The organism is Azospirillum sp. 11R-A, assembly GCF_049472615.1.
Lineage (GTDB): Bacteria > Pseudomonadota > Alphaproteobacteria > Azospirillales > Azospirillaceae > Azospirillum > Azospirillum palustre.
In genome coordinates, this window is record NZ_JBCEBL010000008.1 from 151,788 (window position 1) to 168,172 (window position 16,385).

A 16,385-nucleotide genomic window follows, 5' to 3' on the forward strand; every position below is an offset into this window, starting at 1 on the left:
CGGGCGGGACGGGCTGACGGGGGGCTTTCGCGATGTCCATGCTTCTGGTGCAGGCCCTCAACGGCCTGCAATTCGGGGTGCTGTTGTTCCTGGTGGCGGCCGGACTCAGTCTGGTGTTCGGCGTCATGGACCTGATCAATCTGGCCCATGGCGTCCAATACATGCTGGGGGCCTATGTCGCCGCCACGCTGGGGGTGTGGACCGGCAGCTTCTGGCTGGGGGCGCTGCTGGCTCTGCCGGTTGCGCTGCTGGTCGGGCTGGCGCTGGAATGGCTGGTTTTCCGCCATCTCTACCGCCGCGACCATCTGAGCCAGGTGCTCGCCACCTTCGGCGTGATCCTGACGGTGGAGGAGGCGACGCGGGCGCTGTGGGGCAGCGCCCCGCAGACCGTGCTGGAGCCGTCCGGGCTGACCGGCGGCCCGATGGGCGGGGTGGAGATCGTGCCTGGGCTGCTCTACCCGACCTACCGGCTGGTCATCATCGGCGTCGGCATCGTGGTGCCGCTGCTGCTGTGGTTCCTGGTGGAGCGGACGCGGGCCGGCATGCTGGTGCGGGCGGGGGCGACCCATCCCGCCATGGTGTCGGCGCTGGGGGTGGACATCCGCCGCCTGTTCACCGTCGTCTTCGCCTTCGGCGCCATGCTGGCGGGCTTCGCCGGGGCGCTGGCCAGCCCGATCTTCCCGGTGGCGCCGGGCATGGGCGACACCGTGCTGATCCTGTGCTTCGTGGTGATCGTCATCGGCGGCGTCGGCTCCATCCGCGGCGCCTTCATCGCAGCATTGCTGGTCGGGCTGCTCGACAGTGTGGGGCGGGCAATGCTGCCCGACCTGCTGCGGCTGCTGCTCGACCCGTCGTCGGCCCGGCAGACCGGGGCGGCGCTGGCCTCCATGCTGGTCTACATCGTCATGGCCGCCATCCTGTTCTTCCGTCCGGCCGGGCTTTTCCCGGGGGGACGTTCGGCATGACGGCCCCGTTCCACAAGACCCTCCGCAACCATGCGCTGGCCCTGGCCACGCTGCTGGCGCTGGCGGCGGCCCCCTTCCTCGGCTTCGGCGACGGCTTCGCGCTCAGCCTGCTGGCGCGCGCGATGATCCTGGGCATGGCGGCGGTCAGCCTCTCGCTGCTGGTCGGCGGCGCCGGGCTGGTCAGCCTGGGGCACGCCGCGACGATGGGGATCGGCGCCTATGCCGTGGTCGCCTTCGACGACGCCGGGGTCAGCGAGGGGCTGATCGTCTTCCCCGCCGCCATCGCCGCGGCGGCCGCCTATGCGCTCGTGACGGGAGCGGTCTCGCTGCGCACCAGCGGCGTGCATTTCATCATGATCACCCTGGCCTTCGGCCAGATGGCCTTCTTCACCACCTCCTCCTTCTCCAGCCTGGGCGGCGACGACGGCTACACGCTCTATGCCCGCACCGAGTGGCTGGGAAGCCGGATCCTGGACAACCGGCTGACCTTCCATTTCCTCTGCCTGGGCCTGCTGGCCCTGGTGTGGGTGGGCGGAACCCTGCTGCTGGGCAGCCGGTTCGGCCGGGTGCTGCGGGCGGCGCGGGAGAATCCGCAGCGGGCGCTGGCGGTGGGTTTTCAGCCCTACCCCTACCGTCTTGTCGCCTATGCGATGGCGGGGGCGGTCGGTGGCCTGTCGGGCGCACTGCTCGCCAACGCGACGGAGTTCGTGTCCCCTGCCCTGCTGTCCTGGACGCGGTCGGGGGAACTGCTGTTCATGGTCATCCTCGGCGGCGTCGGCCAGCTCGGCGGCGCGATCCTGGGGGCGCTCGCCATCGTGCTGCTGGAGGAAACGCTGTCGCACCTGCTGGTCTACTGGCGGCTGGTGTTCGGGCCGCTGCTGGTGCTGTCGGTGCTGTTCCTGCCCGATGGGCTTATCGGCGCGCCGCTGCGCCTGCGTGCCGCCTTCCGGTTCGCCTCGCCCAAGCGGAGGAATGCCGATGCCTGATCCGTTGCTGGAACTGCACGGCCTGAGCAAGAATTTCGGCGCGCTGACCGTGACCTCAGACGTGTCGCTGACCGTCCTACCGGGGGAGATCCATGCGATCATCGGCCCGAATGGGGCGGGCAAGACCACGCTGATCCACCAGATCAGCGGCACGCTGCGCCCGGACCGCGGAACCATCCGCTTCGCCGGCCAGGACGTGACCGCCCTGCCGTTCGAGCGCCGCGCCCGGCTGGGGCTGGCCCGCAGCTTCCAGATCACCAGCATCGTGCCGGGCTTCACCGCGCTGGAGAACGTCGCGCTGGCAGTGCAGGCGCGCAGCGGCTCCTCCTTCCGCTTCCTGCGCCCGGTGGCCGGCGAAGCGACGCTGAACGGGGAGGCGCTGGAGGCGCTCGACACCGTAGGGCTGGGCCGGGTTGCCGACCGCACCGCCGCCGCCCTGTCGCACGGCGAGAAGCGGCAGCTCGAACTCGCCATCGCAATCGCGATGAACCCCCGCCTGCTGCTGCTCGACGAGCCGCTGGCCGGGGCCGGTCCGGAGGAGACGGAGCGGCTGATCGGCATCCTGCGCGACCTGCGCAGCCGCTACGGCATCCTGCTGGTCGAGCATGACATGCAGGCGGTGTTCGCCCTGGCCGACCGCATCTCCGTCCTGGTCTATGGCCGTGTCATCGTCACCGGCACGGTGGACGAGATCCGCGGTCACCCCGAGGTCCGCACCGCCTATCTTGGAGAGGACGCGCTGGCGTGATGCTGAAGATCGACAACCTCACGGCGGGCTACGGCCAGAGCCAGGTGCTGTTCGGCGTGTCGCTGTCCATCGAGGCCGGGCAGGTGCTGGCCCTGATGGGGCGCAACGGCATGGGCAAGACGACGACCATCTCCGCCGTAATGGGGCTGATTCCGCGCTGGGGCGGCAGCGTCAGCTTCGACGGCCAGGGCATCGGCCGCATGCCGCCGCACCGGGTGGCGCGGCTGGGGGTCGGGCTGGTCCCGGAAGGCCGCCAGATCTTCCCGACCCTGACGGTGGAGGAAAACCTCGTCGCCACCGCCGCCACACGCGGCGACGGAACTGCGCGCTGGACGCTGGAGGCGGTGTGGGAGCTGTTCCCCCGCCTGCGCGAACGCCGCCGCAACCTGGGCAACCGCCTGTCGGGCGGCGAGCAGCAGATGCTGGCAATCGGGCGGGCGCTGATGACCAACCCGCGCCTGCTGGTCCTGGACGAGGCCACCGAAGGGCTGGCCCCGGTGATCCGCGCCGAAATCTGGGCGGTGCTGGAGACGCTGAAGCGCGAAGGCCAGTCGATCCTGCTGGTGGACAAGAACCTGTCGGCGGTTCTGCGCCTCGCCGACGCCTGCGCGGTGATCGAGAAGGGCCGCACGGTGTGGAGCGGCACCAGCGCGGATCTGGGCCGGGCGGCCGACATTCAGGAAACCTACCTGCACATCTGAAGCGTCGGGCACCCCCGCACCGCGGGGTATCGGCCGGCCGCTGTCGACGGTGCCATGGCCTCTCGTCCGTCAGCGCACTTCGTTCACATATCTGTGGTCGTCCGTCAGCGTCCTGTGACGGCTGACGATGGTCAGGGTTCCGGTCTGGTCGAACGCCTCCTCGTCGATGATCAGAAGCGGCGTCGGGTCGGGAACGCCGAGGTCGGCGCGATCCTCGGCAGTGGCGAGCCCGGCCGAGACCCGCTCGCGCACGGCGGAAATGCGGATGCCGTGAACGTCGAGCAGGTGGAGGTAGAGCCGCTGCGGCACCAGTGACGGATCCAGCGGGAAATCGGGCACCCGGCGGGCCACCATCGCGATGTGGGAGCGCATCACCGCCCGCCCCTCCACCCGGCGCAGCCGCGCGATGCGGATCAGCGGCTCCCCCGGTGCCTCGCCCAGCAGGGCGGCCTCGCCGTCGGTGGCCGGGCTCAGCCCGACCTCGGTCACTACCGCCTCGGACGACAGCAGTTGGCCGTCGCCGCCATGCAAGCGGTAATATTGGAAAAAGAAGCGCAGGCTGTGCTGCGGCGTGCGTCCGGTGACCACCGTCCCGGTCTTGCGCCGGCGCATCAGCATGCCGTCGGCGGTCAGGTCGGCCAGCGCGCGGCGCATCGTTCCCACCGCAACCCCATAATCGGCGGCAAGCGCGACCTCGCCCGGCAGCACCATGCCGGGCGGCCATTCGCCCAGCAGAATGGCTTCCGCCATGCGGCGCTTGACGTGCTCGTAGAGCGGGATCGGCAGGTCACCCGCCATGTTTGCCGTCTTTTTGTTCACTACCGCCTCGAAAATAGCCAGAAATTGCTCGAATCTTGACGATTGACAAAGATTTGTGCGCCGGTCACATTTCTTTATAGAATATAGAAAACAGCGAGCCTGTCATGGACAATCGGCACGAAATCGGCCAGCCCACCGGCGACGATGGCCTCGATACAGCGATGGCCTGGATCGCACGTTCGGCTGAACCCGCCGTGGCCGATCTCGCCCGCATGATCGCTGTCGACACGTCCTTTCCTCCCGGTGCCGGCTACGACGCCTTCGCCGACCTGATGGATGAGCTGATCGCCCCGCTGGGCTTCCGCTCCAGCCGGGTCGTCGTCCCCGACGCGCTGTGGCGGGTGCCCGGCGGGCCGGCGTCCGGCCGGCGCACCAATCTCATCGGCGAACGCGAGACGGGCAAGCCGGTTCTCGGGCTGTATTTCCATGTCGACACCGTGCCCGCCGCCGCCGGCTGGGACAAGGATCCGCTCCGCCTGACCCGCGACGGCGACCGGCTGTACGGGCTGGGCGCCGCCGACATGAAGGGCACCATCGCCGCCGTGCTGCTGGCACTGCGCGCGGCCGAGGCCTGCGGCCTGCCGCTCGCCTACGATCCCATGCTGCTGTTCTGCACCGACGAAGAGGGCGGGCTCTATCCCGGCGTGCGCTACCTTGCCGAACAGGGGCTGCTGAAAGGCCATATCCTGAACTTCAACGGCAGCGCCGCGCCGCGCATCTGGGCGGGCTGCTTCGGCCTGTTCAACCTGCAAATCCGGCTGCACGGCCACACCGTCCATGCCGGCGAGGGCAACCGCTCCGGCTCCGGCGTCAACGCCATCGAGGCGGCGCTGCCGCTGCTCCAGGCGCTGACCGACCTCAAGCCGGTGGTGGCGCAACGGACCTCGGCCCTGCCGCCGCCTCCGACCGCCTCCGGGCCGCTGGCCGCACGGCTCGACATCGCCGCCGCCCATGGCGGCATCTGCGGCGGGCAGGTCCCCTCGCTGTTCGAGATCCTGGTCTGCCGCCGCTATGCGCCGGAAGAGGACTATGAGGAGGCGCGGGCGGAGATCGAAACGGCCGTCGCCCGCGCGATGGCAGGCAGCCCCGGCATCGCGGTGGACATCCAGCTGGTCGGCCACCTCGCCCCAACCGGCGATCCAACCGGGCCGCACTGGCCGCGCTGGCAGGCGGCGCTGTCGGCCGGCTTCGGCTACCGCGGGGAAGAGTTCCGCGCCTGGGGGGCGGCCAGTTGCTCCGACTTCGGCTGGGTCCAGCGCACCGGCATGCAGGAGGTGCTGCTGACCGGGCTCGGCCGGCCGGAGAGCAACGTCCACTCCCCCGACGAACACACCACCGTCGCCGACATCGTGGCATTGGCGCAGAGCGTGCTGGCCTATCTGACCGCCGGCTTCGCCCCCAACCTTATTCCCGAGAACACCGATCCGAACGCCGTGCCGACCCCAGGCCGCGGCCCGCAGAAGGAGTCCGACCGATGAATTCCGTGACCCGCCGCCGCTTTCTCGCCGGGACCGCCGGCCTCGGCGCCCTGCCCGCCTTTAACCTGCTGGGCGCTTTGCCGGCCTTCGCCCAACAGACCGCCGCGCGCCGCGGCGGCGTTCTGCGCATCTCGGTCGATCAGGCCGCCAGCGTCATCCATCCGCTGCGCACCCGCGTGAATCCGGAATATCTGGTGGCGGAGCTGCTCTATTCCGGCCTGACGCGGCTCGCCGCCGGCATGAAGGTGGAACCGGACCTCGCCGAATCCTGGTCGCCCGACCAGACGCTGACCGAATGGACTTTCGTCCTGCGGCCGGGCCTGACCTTCCATGACGGCTCGCCCTGCACCGCCGCCGACGTGGTCGCCACCTTCACCGCCATCCTCGATCCCAAGACCGCCTCGCCGGGCCGCACCAACGTCGGCCCGATCAAGGAGGTGACGGCCAAGGACGAGCGGACGGTGCTGTTCCGCCTGACCTCGCCCTACGCCGACCTGCCGGTGGCGCTGGCCTACACCAACGCCCGCATCGTTCCGGCCAAGGTGATCGAGACCGACCTCGACAGCCTGTCGCGCGGCGCCGTCGGCACCGGCCCGTTCAAGCTGGTCTCCTTCGAACCCGACCGCAAGATCGTCGTGGAGCGCAATCCCGCCTATTACGACCCGGCGCGCCCCTATCTCGACCGGGTCGAGGTGCTGGTCTATCCCGACCGCACCGCCGAGGCTTCGGCGCTGATCTCCGGCGACATCGACCTGATGCTGGGCACCGCCCCCGGCGAATATCAGCGGCTGGAGAAGGCTGCCGGCGTCAAGGCGCTGCGCGTGCCGTCGGGCCAGTTCCTGAACGTCAACATGGGCTGCGACCAGAAGCCTTTCTCCGACCCGCGCGTCCGCAAGGCGCTGGCGCTCTCCGTCGACCGCGAGGCGATGGTGGGTTTCGTCGCCGGCGGCTACGGCACCCCCGGCAACGACACGCCGATCAGCCCGGCCTACCGCTTCCACCGCGAGCAGCCGCTGCGCAAGGCCGACCTCGCCCAGGCGAAGAAGCTGCTGGCAGAGGCCGGCTATCCGAACGGCGTCGATCTGACCATGATCGCGTCGGACAAGCCGGGCACCCGCACCGAACTGGCGGTCGCCATCCGCGAGATGGCGAAGCCCGCCGGCTTCCGCATCCAGGTGCAGACCATGCCGCACGCCACCTATCTGGATCAGGTGTGGAAGAAGGGCAATTTCTACGTCGGCTTCTACAACATGCAGGCGACCGCCGATGCGGTCTTCTCGCTGCTCTACACCTCCGACGCCGCCTGGAACGAGACGCGCTGGAACAACAAGGATTTCGACGCCCTGGTCGCCGAGGCGCGGGCCAAGACCGACGAGACCGAGCGCGCCGCCCTCTACGCCAAGGCGCAGCAGTTGATGCATGACGAGGTGCCGTCGGTCATCCCCGTCTTCTTCGACCTGCTGGCGGCGCGGCGCGATTACGTGGAGGGCTACGACCTGCACCCGCGCGGCTCGGTGTTCCGCCTCGACTTCGTCTCGTTCGGGGCGGCTGCTCCCAAGCGGGGTTGAGGCCGTGAGCGCATCCTGGCTCCTGCGGCGGCTGGCGCTGATCCTCTACACGGTGTTCATCGTGTCGGTGCTGGTCTTCGGCATCACCCAGGCGCTGCCCGCCGACGCCGCCGTCACCCTGCTGGGTGAGAACGCCACCGCCGAGGCGCTGAACGCGATCCGCGAGCGCCTCGGCCTCGGCGACCCGATCTGGTGGCAGTATCTGCGCTGGGTCGGCCATGCCGCGACCGGCGATTTCGGCCTGTCGATGCGCACCGGGCAGCCGGTCGGGCCGGAGATGCTGACGGCGCTCGGCCGTTCGCTTCTGCTGGCCGTCGCCGCGATCCTGGTCATGCTGGTGATCGCCGTACCGCTCGGCATGCTGGCGGCGGTGCGGCAAGGCAAGCTGGCCGACATGGCGACCGGGCTGATCTCCTATCTCGGGGTGTCCTTCCCGGAATTCGTCACCGCGACCTTGCTCGCCATGCTGCTGGCCGACACCCTGCAATGGCTGCCCGCCACCGGCTACGTCTCGCCGCTGGAGGATTTCGGCGGGGCGCTGCGGCATCTGGCCCTGCCGGTGCTGACCGCCTCGCTGATCCTGGTGGCGCATGTCGCCCGCATGGTGCGGTCGGAGACGCTCGACGTGCTGCACAGCGACTATATCCGCGCCGCCCGGCTGAAGGGGCTGCCGGAACGCACGGTGCTGGTCCGCCACGCCCTGCGCAACGCGCTGCTGCCGGTGGTCACCATCGTGGCGCTGGATGTCGGCTATCTGCTGGGCGGCATCATCGTCATCGAGGAGATCTTCGCCATTCCCGGCATCGGCCGGCAGCTGATGGTGGCGGTCACCGCCCGCGACCTGCCGTCGATCCAGGCCGGCGCCCTCATCATGTCGGCGACCTACGCCGTCGCCAACACGCTGGCCGACGTCGCCTACGCCGTCCTCGACAAGAGGATCCGCTATGACTGACCTGCTGCGCCGCCTGATGCGCACGCCGCAAGGCGCCATCGGCCTGATCCTGCTGGCGGTGCTGGCCGCCGCCTGCCTGCTCGGCCCCTGGCTGGCCCCCCACGACCCGGAGAAGATGGACTTCCTCGGCCGCTTCCGCCCGCTCGGAGCGCAGAACTGGTTCGGTGCCGACCAGTTCGGCCGCGACGTGCTGAGCCGCCTGCTGGTCGGCGCCCGCTCCACCCTGCCGATGGCGCTGGCCGCCACCCTGCTCGGCACCGTCGCCGGCGCCGTGGTCGGCACCGCGTCGGCCTATCTCGGCGGGCGTTGGGACGAGGCGATCATGCGCACCATCGACGCGGTGATGGCGGTGCCAGGCCTGCTGCTCGCCCTGCTGCTGGTCAGCACGCTGGGCAACGGCGCCGGCAACGCGATGATCGCCATCGCCGTCACCTTTGCTCCCGGCATGGCGCGCGTCACCCGCGCGGTGGCCCTGACCGTACGCGGTCAGGACTATGTCAAGTCGGCCACGGTGCGCGGCGAGCGCGCGTCCTGGATCATCTTCCGCGAGATGCTGCCGAACGTGATGGCCCCGGTGGTGATCGAGGCGACGATCCGCGTCTCCTTCGCGGTGATGCTGTTCGCCACCCTCAGCTTCCTCGGCCTCGGCGCCCAGCCGCCGGCCTCCGAATGGGGCCTGATGGTGGCGGAGGCGCGCCAGTACGTCCATCAGGCGCCCTGGATCCTCATCGCGCCGTCGCTGGCCATCGCGATGACCGCAATCGCCTTCAACCTGCTCGGCGACGGGCTGCGCGACGCTATGAACCCGCGGGACGAACGATGACCGCAGTCCTCTCATTGCGCGACTACACGCTGGATTACCTCACCGGCAGCCGTCCCTTGCGGGTTTTGCAGGACATCAGCCTCGACATCGCGCCCGGCGAGGTGCTGGGGCTGGTCGGCGAATCCGGCTCGGGCAAGAGCACGCTGGCCTGGGCGATCATGCGGCACCTGCCGAAGAACGCCCGCGAGCTGTCGGGCAGCATCCGGCTCGGCGACACCGACCTGCGGAGCCTGCCGCCGCGCGAGTTGACCCGCATCCGCGGCCGGCGCATCGGCATGGTGTTCCAGGATCCGTCGACCGCGCTGAACCCGACGCTGACCGTCGGCCGGCAGGTGACGGAGACGCTGGTCACCAACCGCGGCCTGACCCGGCGCGCCGCCTGGGATCTGGCGCTGGAACTGCTGGGCCATGTCGAGCTGCGCGACCCCGAAGCGCTGATGCGCCGCTATCCGCACGAGATCTCCGGCGGCGAGAAGCAGCGCATCCTCATCGCCACCGCCTTCGGCTGCCGGCCGGAGCTGATCGTCTTCGACGAGCCGACCACCGCGCTCGACGTCATCACCGGCGCCCGCATCCTCGACCTCTTCGCCCGGCTTCGCGCCGAGACCGGGGTGGCGGCGCTCTACATCTCGCACGACCTCGCCCTGGTCTCGCGCGTCGCCGACCGGGTGGCGGTGATGAAGAAGGGCCGGCTGGTGGAGGAGGCCCCGGCCGCCTCGATCTTCGCCCGCCCCGCCCACGAGGAAACCCGCAAGCTGGTGGCGGCGGTGCCGCGTCCGGAAAACCGGCTGGTCCACGACCGGCCGGGCGACCGCGTCCTGCTCGCCGCCGAGGCCGTCTCGGTCCGCTACGCCCGGCCGCGCCTGTTCCGTCCGCCCCCGCCGCCGGCGACCCACGCGGTGGGATTCGACATCAGGGCCGGCGAGATCCTGGGCATCGTCGGCGAGTCCGGCTCCGGCAAATCCTCCATCGCGCGAGCGCTGACCGGTCTGGCCGAGTTTTCCGGCGGCATCCGCTTCGATGGCCGGCCGATCGGCTCGGCCCGCGACATGGACGGCGCCTATCGCCGCGCGGTGCAGATCGTCTTCCAGCATCCCGACGGCTCGCTGAACCCGCGCCAGACGGTGGGCGAGATCCTGTCGCGCCCGCTGAAGCTGTTCGGCACCGGCTCGGGCAATCCCACCACCGGCAACTTGAGTGCCGAGATCGGCCGGCTGCTGGAGCAGGTGCGCCTGCCGGCCGCCTACGCCACCCGCTGGCCGCACCAGCTCTCCGGCGGCGAGAAGCAGCGCGTCGCCATCGCCCGCGCCTTCGCCGCCAAGCCCTCGCTGGTCATCTGCGACGAGATCACCGCCCCGCTCGACGTCTCGGTCCAGGCCTCGATCATCGAGCTGCTGCTGGCCCTGCGGGCCGAGACCGGGGCCGCCTATCTCTTCATCACCCACGACATCAACCTGATCCGCCAGATCGCCCACCGCATCGCCGTGATGCGCCGGGGCGAACTGGTCGACCTGCTGCCCATCGACGCGGTCGACGCCGACCATGTCCACCCCTACACGCGCGACCTGATGGCCGCCTCGCCGACGCCCGTCGGTTGAGCTTCCGGGAACATTCCTCATGGACACCGCAGAGATTCTCGCCCGCCTGGACACCGATGCCGCCCTCGCCTTCCTCGCCCGCATGGTCCAGCACAAGAGCTACAGCCAGACAGAGGGCGAGCGCGAGCTGGCCCGCTTCATGGCCGCCTCCATGTCGGGGCTGGGGCTGGAGGCGGAACTGACGCCGGTGCCCGGCGGGCGGGTCAACGCCGTCGGCCGCTGGCGCGGCACCGGCGGCGGCAAGAGCCTGCTGTTCAACGGCCACATCGACACCAACCCGGTGACCGAGGGCTGGACCGTCGATCCCTGGGGCGGCAAGATCGACGACAAGTTCATCTACGGCATCGGCTGCTCCAACATGAAGGCGGGCGACGCCGCCTATTTCTGCGCGGTCAAGACCCTGATGGACGCCGGGGTGAAGCTGCGCGGCGACGTCATCCTGACCTATGTGGTGGGCGAGCTTCAGGGCGGCGTCGGCACGCTCGCGTTGATGGAGCAGGGGCTGCGCGCCGACTGCTTCATCAACAGCGAGCCGACCGACCTCCAGGCGATGACGATGCACGCGGCGGCGCTGAGCTTCGTCATCGAACTGGTCGGCGACACCCGCCACCTGTCCAAGCGCGAGGAGGCGGTCGACGCCGTCGTCGCCGCCTGCGACCTGATCCCGCGGCTGAACGCCCTGGCCCTGTCCGGTGCCAGGTCGCCGGAGCATGCGACGATCAACCGTGTCCATGTCGGCGTCGTCCACGGCGCGCTGGGCAAGGAACTGCACGAGTGGCGCTCGCCGCAGGTCGCCGACTTCGTGCGGATCAAGGGGTCCGCCCGCTACGCCACCGGCCAGAGCGAGGACGGGGCGCTGGCCGACCTGCGGCGCGAGCTGGACGCGCTGGAAGCGCGCTTTCCGGGCCTGAAGGCCAGCGTCTTCTCCGAGGACCGCGGCGGCACACCGACCATGCCGACCTTCGAGGTGGCGAAGGACAGTGCCATCGTCCAGGCGGTGAACCGCGCCTATCGCGCGGTGCGCGGCACCGACCAGCCGACCGGCGCCATCACCCCGCCCGGCTTCTACGGCACCGACGCCGGCCATCTCCAGCATTCCGGCGGCATGGAGGGCGTCGTCTGCGGTCCCGGCGGGCGCTACAACACCATGCCGGACGAGCGGGTGGACATCGACGACTATCTCGACATGATCCGCGTCTACATGCTGACCATCCTGGAGATCTGCGGATAATGGCCGGCTCGTCCGCAGCACGCTTCGCGCCGCGGATCGCCCGGCTGCGCGAGGCCATGGCGGCCCGGGGCTGCGACGCCTTCCTGGCCGACCATGCCGAGCTGATCGCCTGGATCTGCGGCTACACCGTATCGGAAACGCTCTACCGCGCCGTCATCGTGCCGATGGACGCCGATCCCTGCTTCGTCCTGCGCTCCATCGACGCCGGTCCCTGCCGCGCCGGGGTGTGGTTCGACGAGGTGGTGACCTTCGACGGCCACGAGGACCCACATGGCGCGGTGGCGAACGCGCTCGCCGCACATGGCCTCGCGGCTGCACGGATCGGCGTCGATCCGGCCTCCTACGGCCACACCGTCGCCACCGCGCAGCGCCTTGCCGAGTTGCTTCCCGACGCCCGGTTCGTCCCGCTGCCGGGTGTGAGCGACCGTCTGCGCGCCTGCAAGTTCGCCGACGAGATCGACGCCATCGCGGCGGCGGCGGCCATTGCCGACCGGTGCATGCTGGGGTTGGAAGGCCATGTGCCTCCCGGCCGGACGGTGCGGGAAGTGGCGGCGGCGGCGGCGGCGGCGCAGCTCTGGCTCGGCGCCGACGACGGCGGACCGGGGCCGATCCTGGTGTCGGGCAGCCATGGAACCGGCGGCCACGTCGATTTCCTGCACGGCAGCGGCCTCGACCGGACGCTGATGCCGGGCGACATCCTGCATGTCGAGCTGACACCGCGGGTCGGCAACTACGGCGCCCGGCTGATGCGGCCGGTCTTCGTCGGCGACCCGCCGGCCGGGGCGCGGGAGACCTTCCAACAGCTGGCGGAGCTTCAGGACCGGCAGATCGCCGCCATGCGTCCGGGAGCGGCGGCCCGCGATGTCGATGCCCTGCTGCGGACGGCGGTGCTGGACGCCGGGTTGCGGGCCGACTACGGCAACGTGACCGGCTACGCCATGGGCCTCTACGCCCGCACGCCGCGGCCGAGCGATTTCTCGCAGTCCTTCCACCCCGGTGCCGACTTCCGTCTGGAAGCGGGGCAGGTGTTCCACATGTACGTGTCGGCGCGCGGCGTCGCCGTGAGCGAGACCGTTCTTGTGACCGAAGGCGAGCCGCGCCTGCTGACGACCTGCCCGCGTCGGCCCATGGAAGGCTGAGCCCGCCACAGTGTCGAGCACGGTTCGGTCAGGTGTCGCACCAGACCTGAGCCATATGCGGAAAACGACGCGCCGGGCTGGGGAGCCCGGGCGCGCCGCTTCGGGGATCAGAACGGCTGCTGGAGCAGTCCGATCAGGCCCTTCACGCCCGATACGAAATTCCCGACGCGCAGGTTTTCGTCGTAGCTGTGCTGGTTGTTGTCGGCATTCACCAGCGGGACGATGACGAAGGGCACCTTCAGCGCCTCGACCGCCGCTCCGGTGGGTACGGTGCCGCCCATCATGCGGATGCGCACCGGGTCCTCGCCGTAGGTCGCCTTGAAGGAGCGGTACAGCCACTCGCCGACCGGCGCCTGCATGTCGGTCCGCGCCGCGGAACTGGAGGCGGAAACCTCCTCCGAAGCCAGGGAGGCCAGCTTGTCGTACTTGGCCCGGTCCTCGTCCGTCGGGTTGCCCTGGACCAGATGATAGCCCTGGGCCTCGATATGCGTCTTCAGCATGCCGATCAGCTGCTCCGGCGGCGTTTCCGGAACCGTGCGCAAGTCGAGTTCGGCGACGGCGCTTTCCGGAATGATCGTCCGCGCCTTGGCACCCACGTCGCCCGCCGCCATGCCGCGGACGTTGAGCGACGGGTACTGCAACGCTTCCTGATAGTTCTTGCCGACCTTTTCCGCCTGCGTGATGCCCAGCCGTTTGCGCAGCGCCGCTTCGTCGTCGGGGACGGCGGCCATGATCTTTTCCGCCGCCGCGTCGATCTTCACGGAGTCGTAATAGCCGGGGATGGTGACCCGACCGTTCTCGTCCTTCATCGACGCCAACAGCTGCGCCAGCCGCATCGCCGGGTTGGCCGAATAATTGCCGAAATGACCGCTGTGCAGGCCCTGCTTGGCGCCGAAGACCGTCAGGGTCGCCTGGGCGACTCCGCGGTTGCCGAACACCAGCGTCGGCTTGTTGCTCTGGTGCATCGGGCCATCGAGCACCAGCAGCGCGTCATTCTGCAGCAGCTCGGCGTTCTGCCGGATCACCTCGCCGAGCGACGGCGACCCCTTCTCCTCTTCGGAATCGAGGATGATCTTGACGTTGACACTGGGCTTCTGGCCGGCCTCCTTCAGCGCGTCGAACGCCGTCAGCAGCATCATGATCGGACCCTTGTCGTCCGACGAAGACCGCGCAAACAGCCGCCAGTCGGGGTCGACCTGCTCGCCGTACAGCCTCTCCAGCGGGATCGTCTCCCACTCGCCCTTGTCGGTCTTCTGCTTCAGCGTCGCGTCCCAGGGGCTCTTCTGCTTCCACTGCTGCGGGGTGACCGACTGGCCATCCAGATGGGCGTAGAACAGGATGGTCTTCTTGGCAGGGTCGGCGCCGGGCAGTTCCGCAAACAGCATCGGCTTGCCGTTGTTCGCCAACGCCCGCGCCTGGAAGCCGCGCTTCTGGAAGGCCTGCTCCAGCCATGCGACGTTCTTCTGAATGTCAGCCGGAACAACTGCATCGTTGGGAATGGCGAGAAGCTCGACAAATTCCTTGTAATTCGCAGATGCGTGCTTCGCTGCAAGCGTATCCGTGGATGGCGACGCGGCACCCGCCTGGACCGGCAAAAACATGCACGCGCCGATGAGAAGCGCTTGTTTAAGAGAAAGTTTCTCTCTGCCCGACATTTCTTCCCTCTTACGTGTTCATGACGTAATTTTTACGAAGGAATTGCAGGCACCGTCAAGTTTATCACCTGTTTTCACAGGGCTGCCCTGTGCAGCGCGCGCGGCAAGCGGCCGGGGCGGACGGCCCCGGCAACTCCCGACGGATCGGCGCGCCCTGCCTTCAGCTGCGGGCGACGGGACGGACGGTGATCTCGTTGACCCCGACATCCCGCGGCTGTTCGATGGCGAAGAGGACGGCCCGCCCGATGGCTTCCGGTTCGATTGCGTTGCGGCGGTATTCGACCATCGCGCGGGCAGCCGTCTCGTCGGTGATGGTGTCGGCGAGTTCGGAGCGCGTCACGCCGGGATAGATGCAGGTCGTGCGGATCGTCTCGCTCTCCTGCCGCAATCCGTCGGTGATGGCCCGCACCGCGAATTTGGTCGCGCTGTAGACGGCGGAGGTCGGCACCACCTCGAAACTCCCGACCGAACCGATGTTGACGACGTACCCGCCTCCCTGCGCCTCCATGACCGGCAGGACCGCCGCGATGCCATGGAGGACGCCGCGGATGTTGACGTCGATCATCCGGTCCCATTCCTCGACCTTCAGGGAGGCGAGCGGGGAGAGCGGCATCACGCCGGCATTGTTGACGAGGACATCGATCCGGCCGAAGCGGTCCCTGGCTTCGGCAACGAAGCCCTCCATGCTGGCGCGGTCGGTCACGTCGAGGGCGCGGGCGGCGGCCCTGCCGCCCTTCGCCTGGATTTCCCGGACAAGCGCGTCGAGCCGCTCCGTCCGCCGCGCCCCCAGCATCAGGGTGGTACCGGCCCCGGCGAGAATGCGCGCGGTGGCCTCGCCGATGCCGCTGGACGCACCGGTGATGAGAACGACTTGGTCGATGGTCATGACGATTTCCTGTATTTCAATGGATATGGATGTCGACGGTTGCGGCAAGCTATCGGCGGCGGTCACTGCGCCGTGTAGCCGCCATCGACGAAAAGCTGTGCGCCGGTGATGAAGCTGGAGGCTGGCGAAGCCAGGAATGCGATTGCCTCGGCAACCTCCTCCGGACGACCAATGCGACCGACCGGGTGGGCGTCGCCGAAGCTCCGCAGCATCTCCCGGCCGTTCTCGACCACGCCTTCCATGATGTCGGTGTCGATGACGCCGGGCAGGACCACATTGCAGCGGATGCCGCGACGGCCATATTCGACGGCGACGATGCGGGCGAGCTGCGCTGAAGCCGCCTTCGATGAGGCATAGGCAGCCTGCGTTGGAAAAGCCGTGGTCGCCGACAGCGAGGAATTGATGACGATGGCACCGCCGCCGCCTTCCTCCATCAGCGGCACCGCCGCGCGGATGGTGACGAAAGCGCCGCGGGCGTTGATCTGGAAGATGCGGTCGTATTCCTCGACCGAGGTTTCGGCCAGCGGCTTGTTCAGGGTCCGTCCGGCATTGCAGACGACGATGTCGAGCCGGCCGAAGCGCTCGCGGGCGAGATCGACCGAACGCCGGGCAAGCCCCTCGTCCGAGACGTCGCCGACCAGCGTGGCGACATCGTCGGCTTCGAGCGACCGGACCTCGTCGGACAGGTCGGTCGCCACGACCCGCGCGCCGCGGGTCCGCAGCAGGTCCAGCACGGCCCGCCCGATGCCGCGACGGGCGCCGGTCACGAGCGCCACCTTGCCGGTCAGATCGTAGGTGTTTGGCAGATTGGTCATTGCGGTCTCCCTCAATCCGGC

The 16,385-nt window shown here is 69.3% G+C and carries 15 protein-coding genes; 11 read left to right on the top strand and 4 right to left on the bottom strand.

Translation table 11 applies throughout. The annotated features are described in order from the left end of the window. The first annotated feature begins 32 nt into the window (after positions 1-32). Genes VH569_RS14075 through VH569_RS14090 form a run of 4 tightly spaced genes read left to right on the top strand, consistent with a single transcriptional unit; the run spans position 33 to position 3,400 of the window. Positions 33-965, top strand: a complete 933-nt coding sequence (locus tag VH569_RS14075; RefSeq protein WP_423315898.1) for a branched-chain amino acid ABC transporter permease — start codon at positions 33-35, stop codon at positions 963-965. Then, a complete protein-coding gene (locus VH569_RS14080) occupies positions 962-1,951 on the top strand; it encodes a branched-chain amino acid ABC transporter permease (RefSeq protein ID WP_423315899.1) in 990 nt (329 codons plus the stop codon). The genes VH569_RS14075 and VH569_RS14080 overlap by 4 nt, the downstream gene beginning before the upstream one ends. Then, entirely contained in the window at positions 1,944-2,699 is a 756-nt protein-coding gene (locus VH569_RS14085) for an ABC transporter ATP-binding protein (RefSeq protein WP_423315900.1), read from the top strand. The genes VH569_RS14080 and VH569_RS14085 overlap by 8 nt, the downstream gene beginning before the upstream one ends. Further along, positions 2,699-3,400 (top strand): ABC transporter ATP-binding protein, encoded by a 702-nt coding sequence (locus VH569_RS14090; protein ID WP_423315901.1) that lies wholly within the window; start codon positions 2,699-2,701, stop codon positions 3,398-3,400. Before VH569_RS14085 ends, VH569_RS14090 begins: the two co-directional genes overlap by 1 nt. Positions 3,401-3,469: 69 nt before the next feature. Here VH569_RS14090 and VH569_RS14095 read toward each other — a convergent pair whose 3' ends face one another. Further along, entirely contained in the window at positions 3,470-4,198 is a 729-nt protein-coding gene (locus tag VH569_RS14095) for a GntR family transcriptional regulator (RefSeq protein WP_423315902.1), read from the bottom strand. A gap of 125 nt (positions 4,199-4,323) precedes the next feature. On the opposite strand from VH569_RS14095, the gene VH569_RS14100 reads away from it, so the two are divergent. From VH569_RS14100 to VH569_RS14130, 7 genes are read left to right on the top strand one after another with little or no spacing between them, the layout of a single operon-like run. Further along, positions 4,324-5,697: a M20 family metallopeptidase gene (locus VH569_RS14100; protein WP_423315903.1), complete on the top strand. Its 1,374-nt coding sequence runs from the start codon at positions 4,324-4,326 to the stop codon at positions 5,695-5,697. Then, on the top strand, positions 5,694-7,265 hold the full coding sequence (locus tag VH569_RS14105) for an ABC transporter substrate-binding protein (RefSeq protein ID WP_423315904.1): 1,572 nt from the start codon (positions 5,694-5,696) through the stop codon (positions 7,263-7,265). The genes VH569_RS14100 and VH569_RS14105 overlap by 4 nt, the downstream gene beginning before the upstream one ends. A 4-nt stretch (positions 7,266-7,269) precedes the next feature. Continuing rightward, the gene (locus VH569_RS14110) at positions 7,270-8,217 is read left to right on the top strand and encodes an ABC transporter permease subunit (RefSeq protein WP_174472124.1); all 948 of its coding nucleotides are present in this window, start codon (positions 7,270-7,272) and stop codon (positions 8,215-8,217) included. Continuing rightward, positions 8,210-9,040 (top strand): ABC transporter permease, encoded by an 831-nt coding sequence (locus tag VH569_RS14115; protein WP_423315905.1) that lies wholly within the window; start codon positions 8,210-8,212, stop codon positions 9,038-9,040. Before VH569_RS14110 ends, VH569_RS14115 begins: the two co-directional genes overlap by 8 nt. Beyond that, positions 9,037-10,638: an ATP-binding cassette domain-containing protein gene (locus tag VH569_RS14120; protein ID WP_423315906.1), complete on the top strand. Its 1,602-nt coding sequence runs from the start codon at positions 9,037-9,039 to the stop codon at positions 10,636-10,638. The genes VH569_RS14115 and VH569_RS14120 overlap by 4 nt, the downstream gene beginning before the upstream one ends. Positions 10,639-10,657: 19 nt before the next feature. Continuing rightward, on the top strand, positions 10,658-11,869 hold the full coding sequence (locus VH569_RS14125) for a M20 family metallopeptidase (protein WP_423315907.1): 1,212 nt from the start codon (positions 10,658-10,660) through the stop codon (positions 11,867-11,869). Next, a complete protein-coding gene (locus tag VH569_RS14130) occupies positions 11,869-13,008 on the top strand; it encodes a M24 family metallopeptidase (protein ID WP_423315908.1) in 1,140 nt (379 codons plus the stop codon). The genes VH569_RS14125 and VH569_RS14130 overlap by 1 nt, the downstream gene beginning before the upstream one ends. 107 nt (positions 13,009-13,115) lie before the next feature. Here the strand turns inward: VH569_RS14130 and VH569_RS14135 are convergent, their stop codons facing one another. The 3 genes from VH569_RS14135 to VH569_RS14145 all read right to left on the bottom strand — a co-directional run bounded on the left by VH569_RS14135 (position 13,116) and on the right by VH569_RS14145 (position 16,364). Continuing rightward, positions 13,116-14,609: a M20/M25/M40 family metallo-hydrolase gene (locus VH569_RS14135; RefSeq protein ID WP_423315909.1), complete on the bottom strand. Its 1,494-nt coding sequence runs from the start codon at positions 14,607-14,609 to the stop codon at positions 13,116-13,118. A gap of 214 nt (positions 14,610-14,823) precedes the next feature. Continuing rightward, complete coding sequence (locus VH569_RS14140) at positions 14,824-15,549, bottom strand: SDR family oxidoreductase (RefSeq protein WP_423315910.1); 726 nt, start codon at positions 15,547-15,549, stop codon at positions 14,824-14,826. A 62-nt stretch (positions 15,550-15,611) separates the two neighbouring features. After that, positions 15,612-16,364 (bottom strand): SDR family NAD(P)-dependent oxidoreductase, encoded by a 753-nt coding sequence (locus VH569_RS14145; protein WP_423315911.1) that lies wholly within the window; start codon positions 16,362-16,364, stop codon positions 15,612-15,614. Between the last annotated feature and the right edge of the window lie 21 nt (positions 16,365-16,385).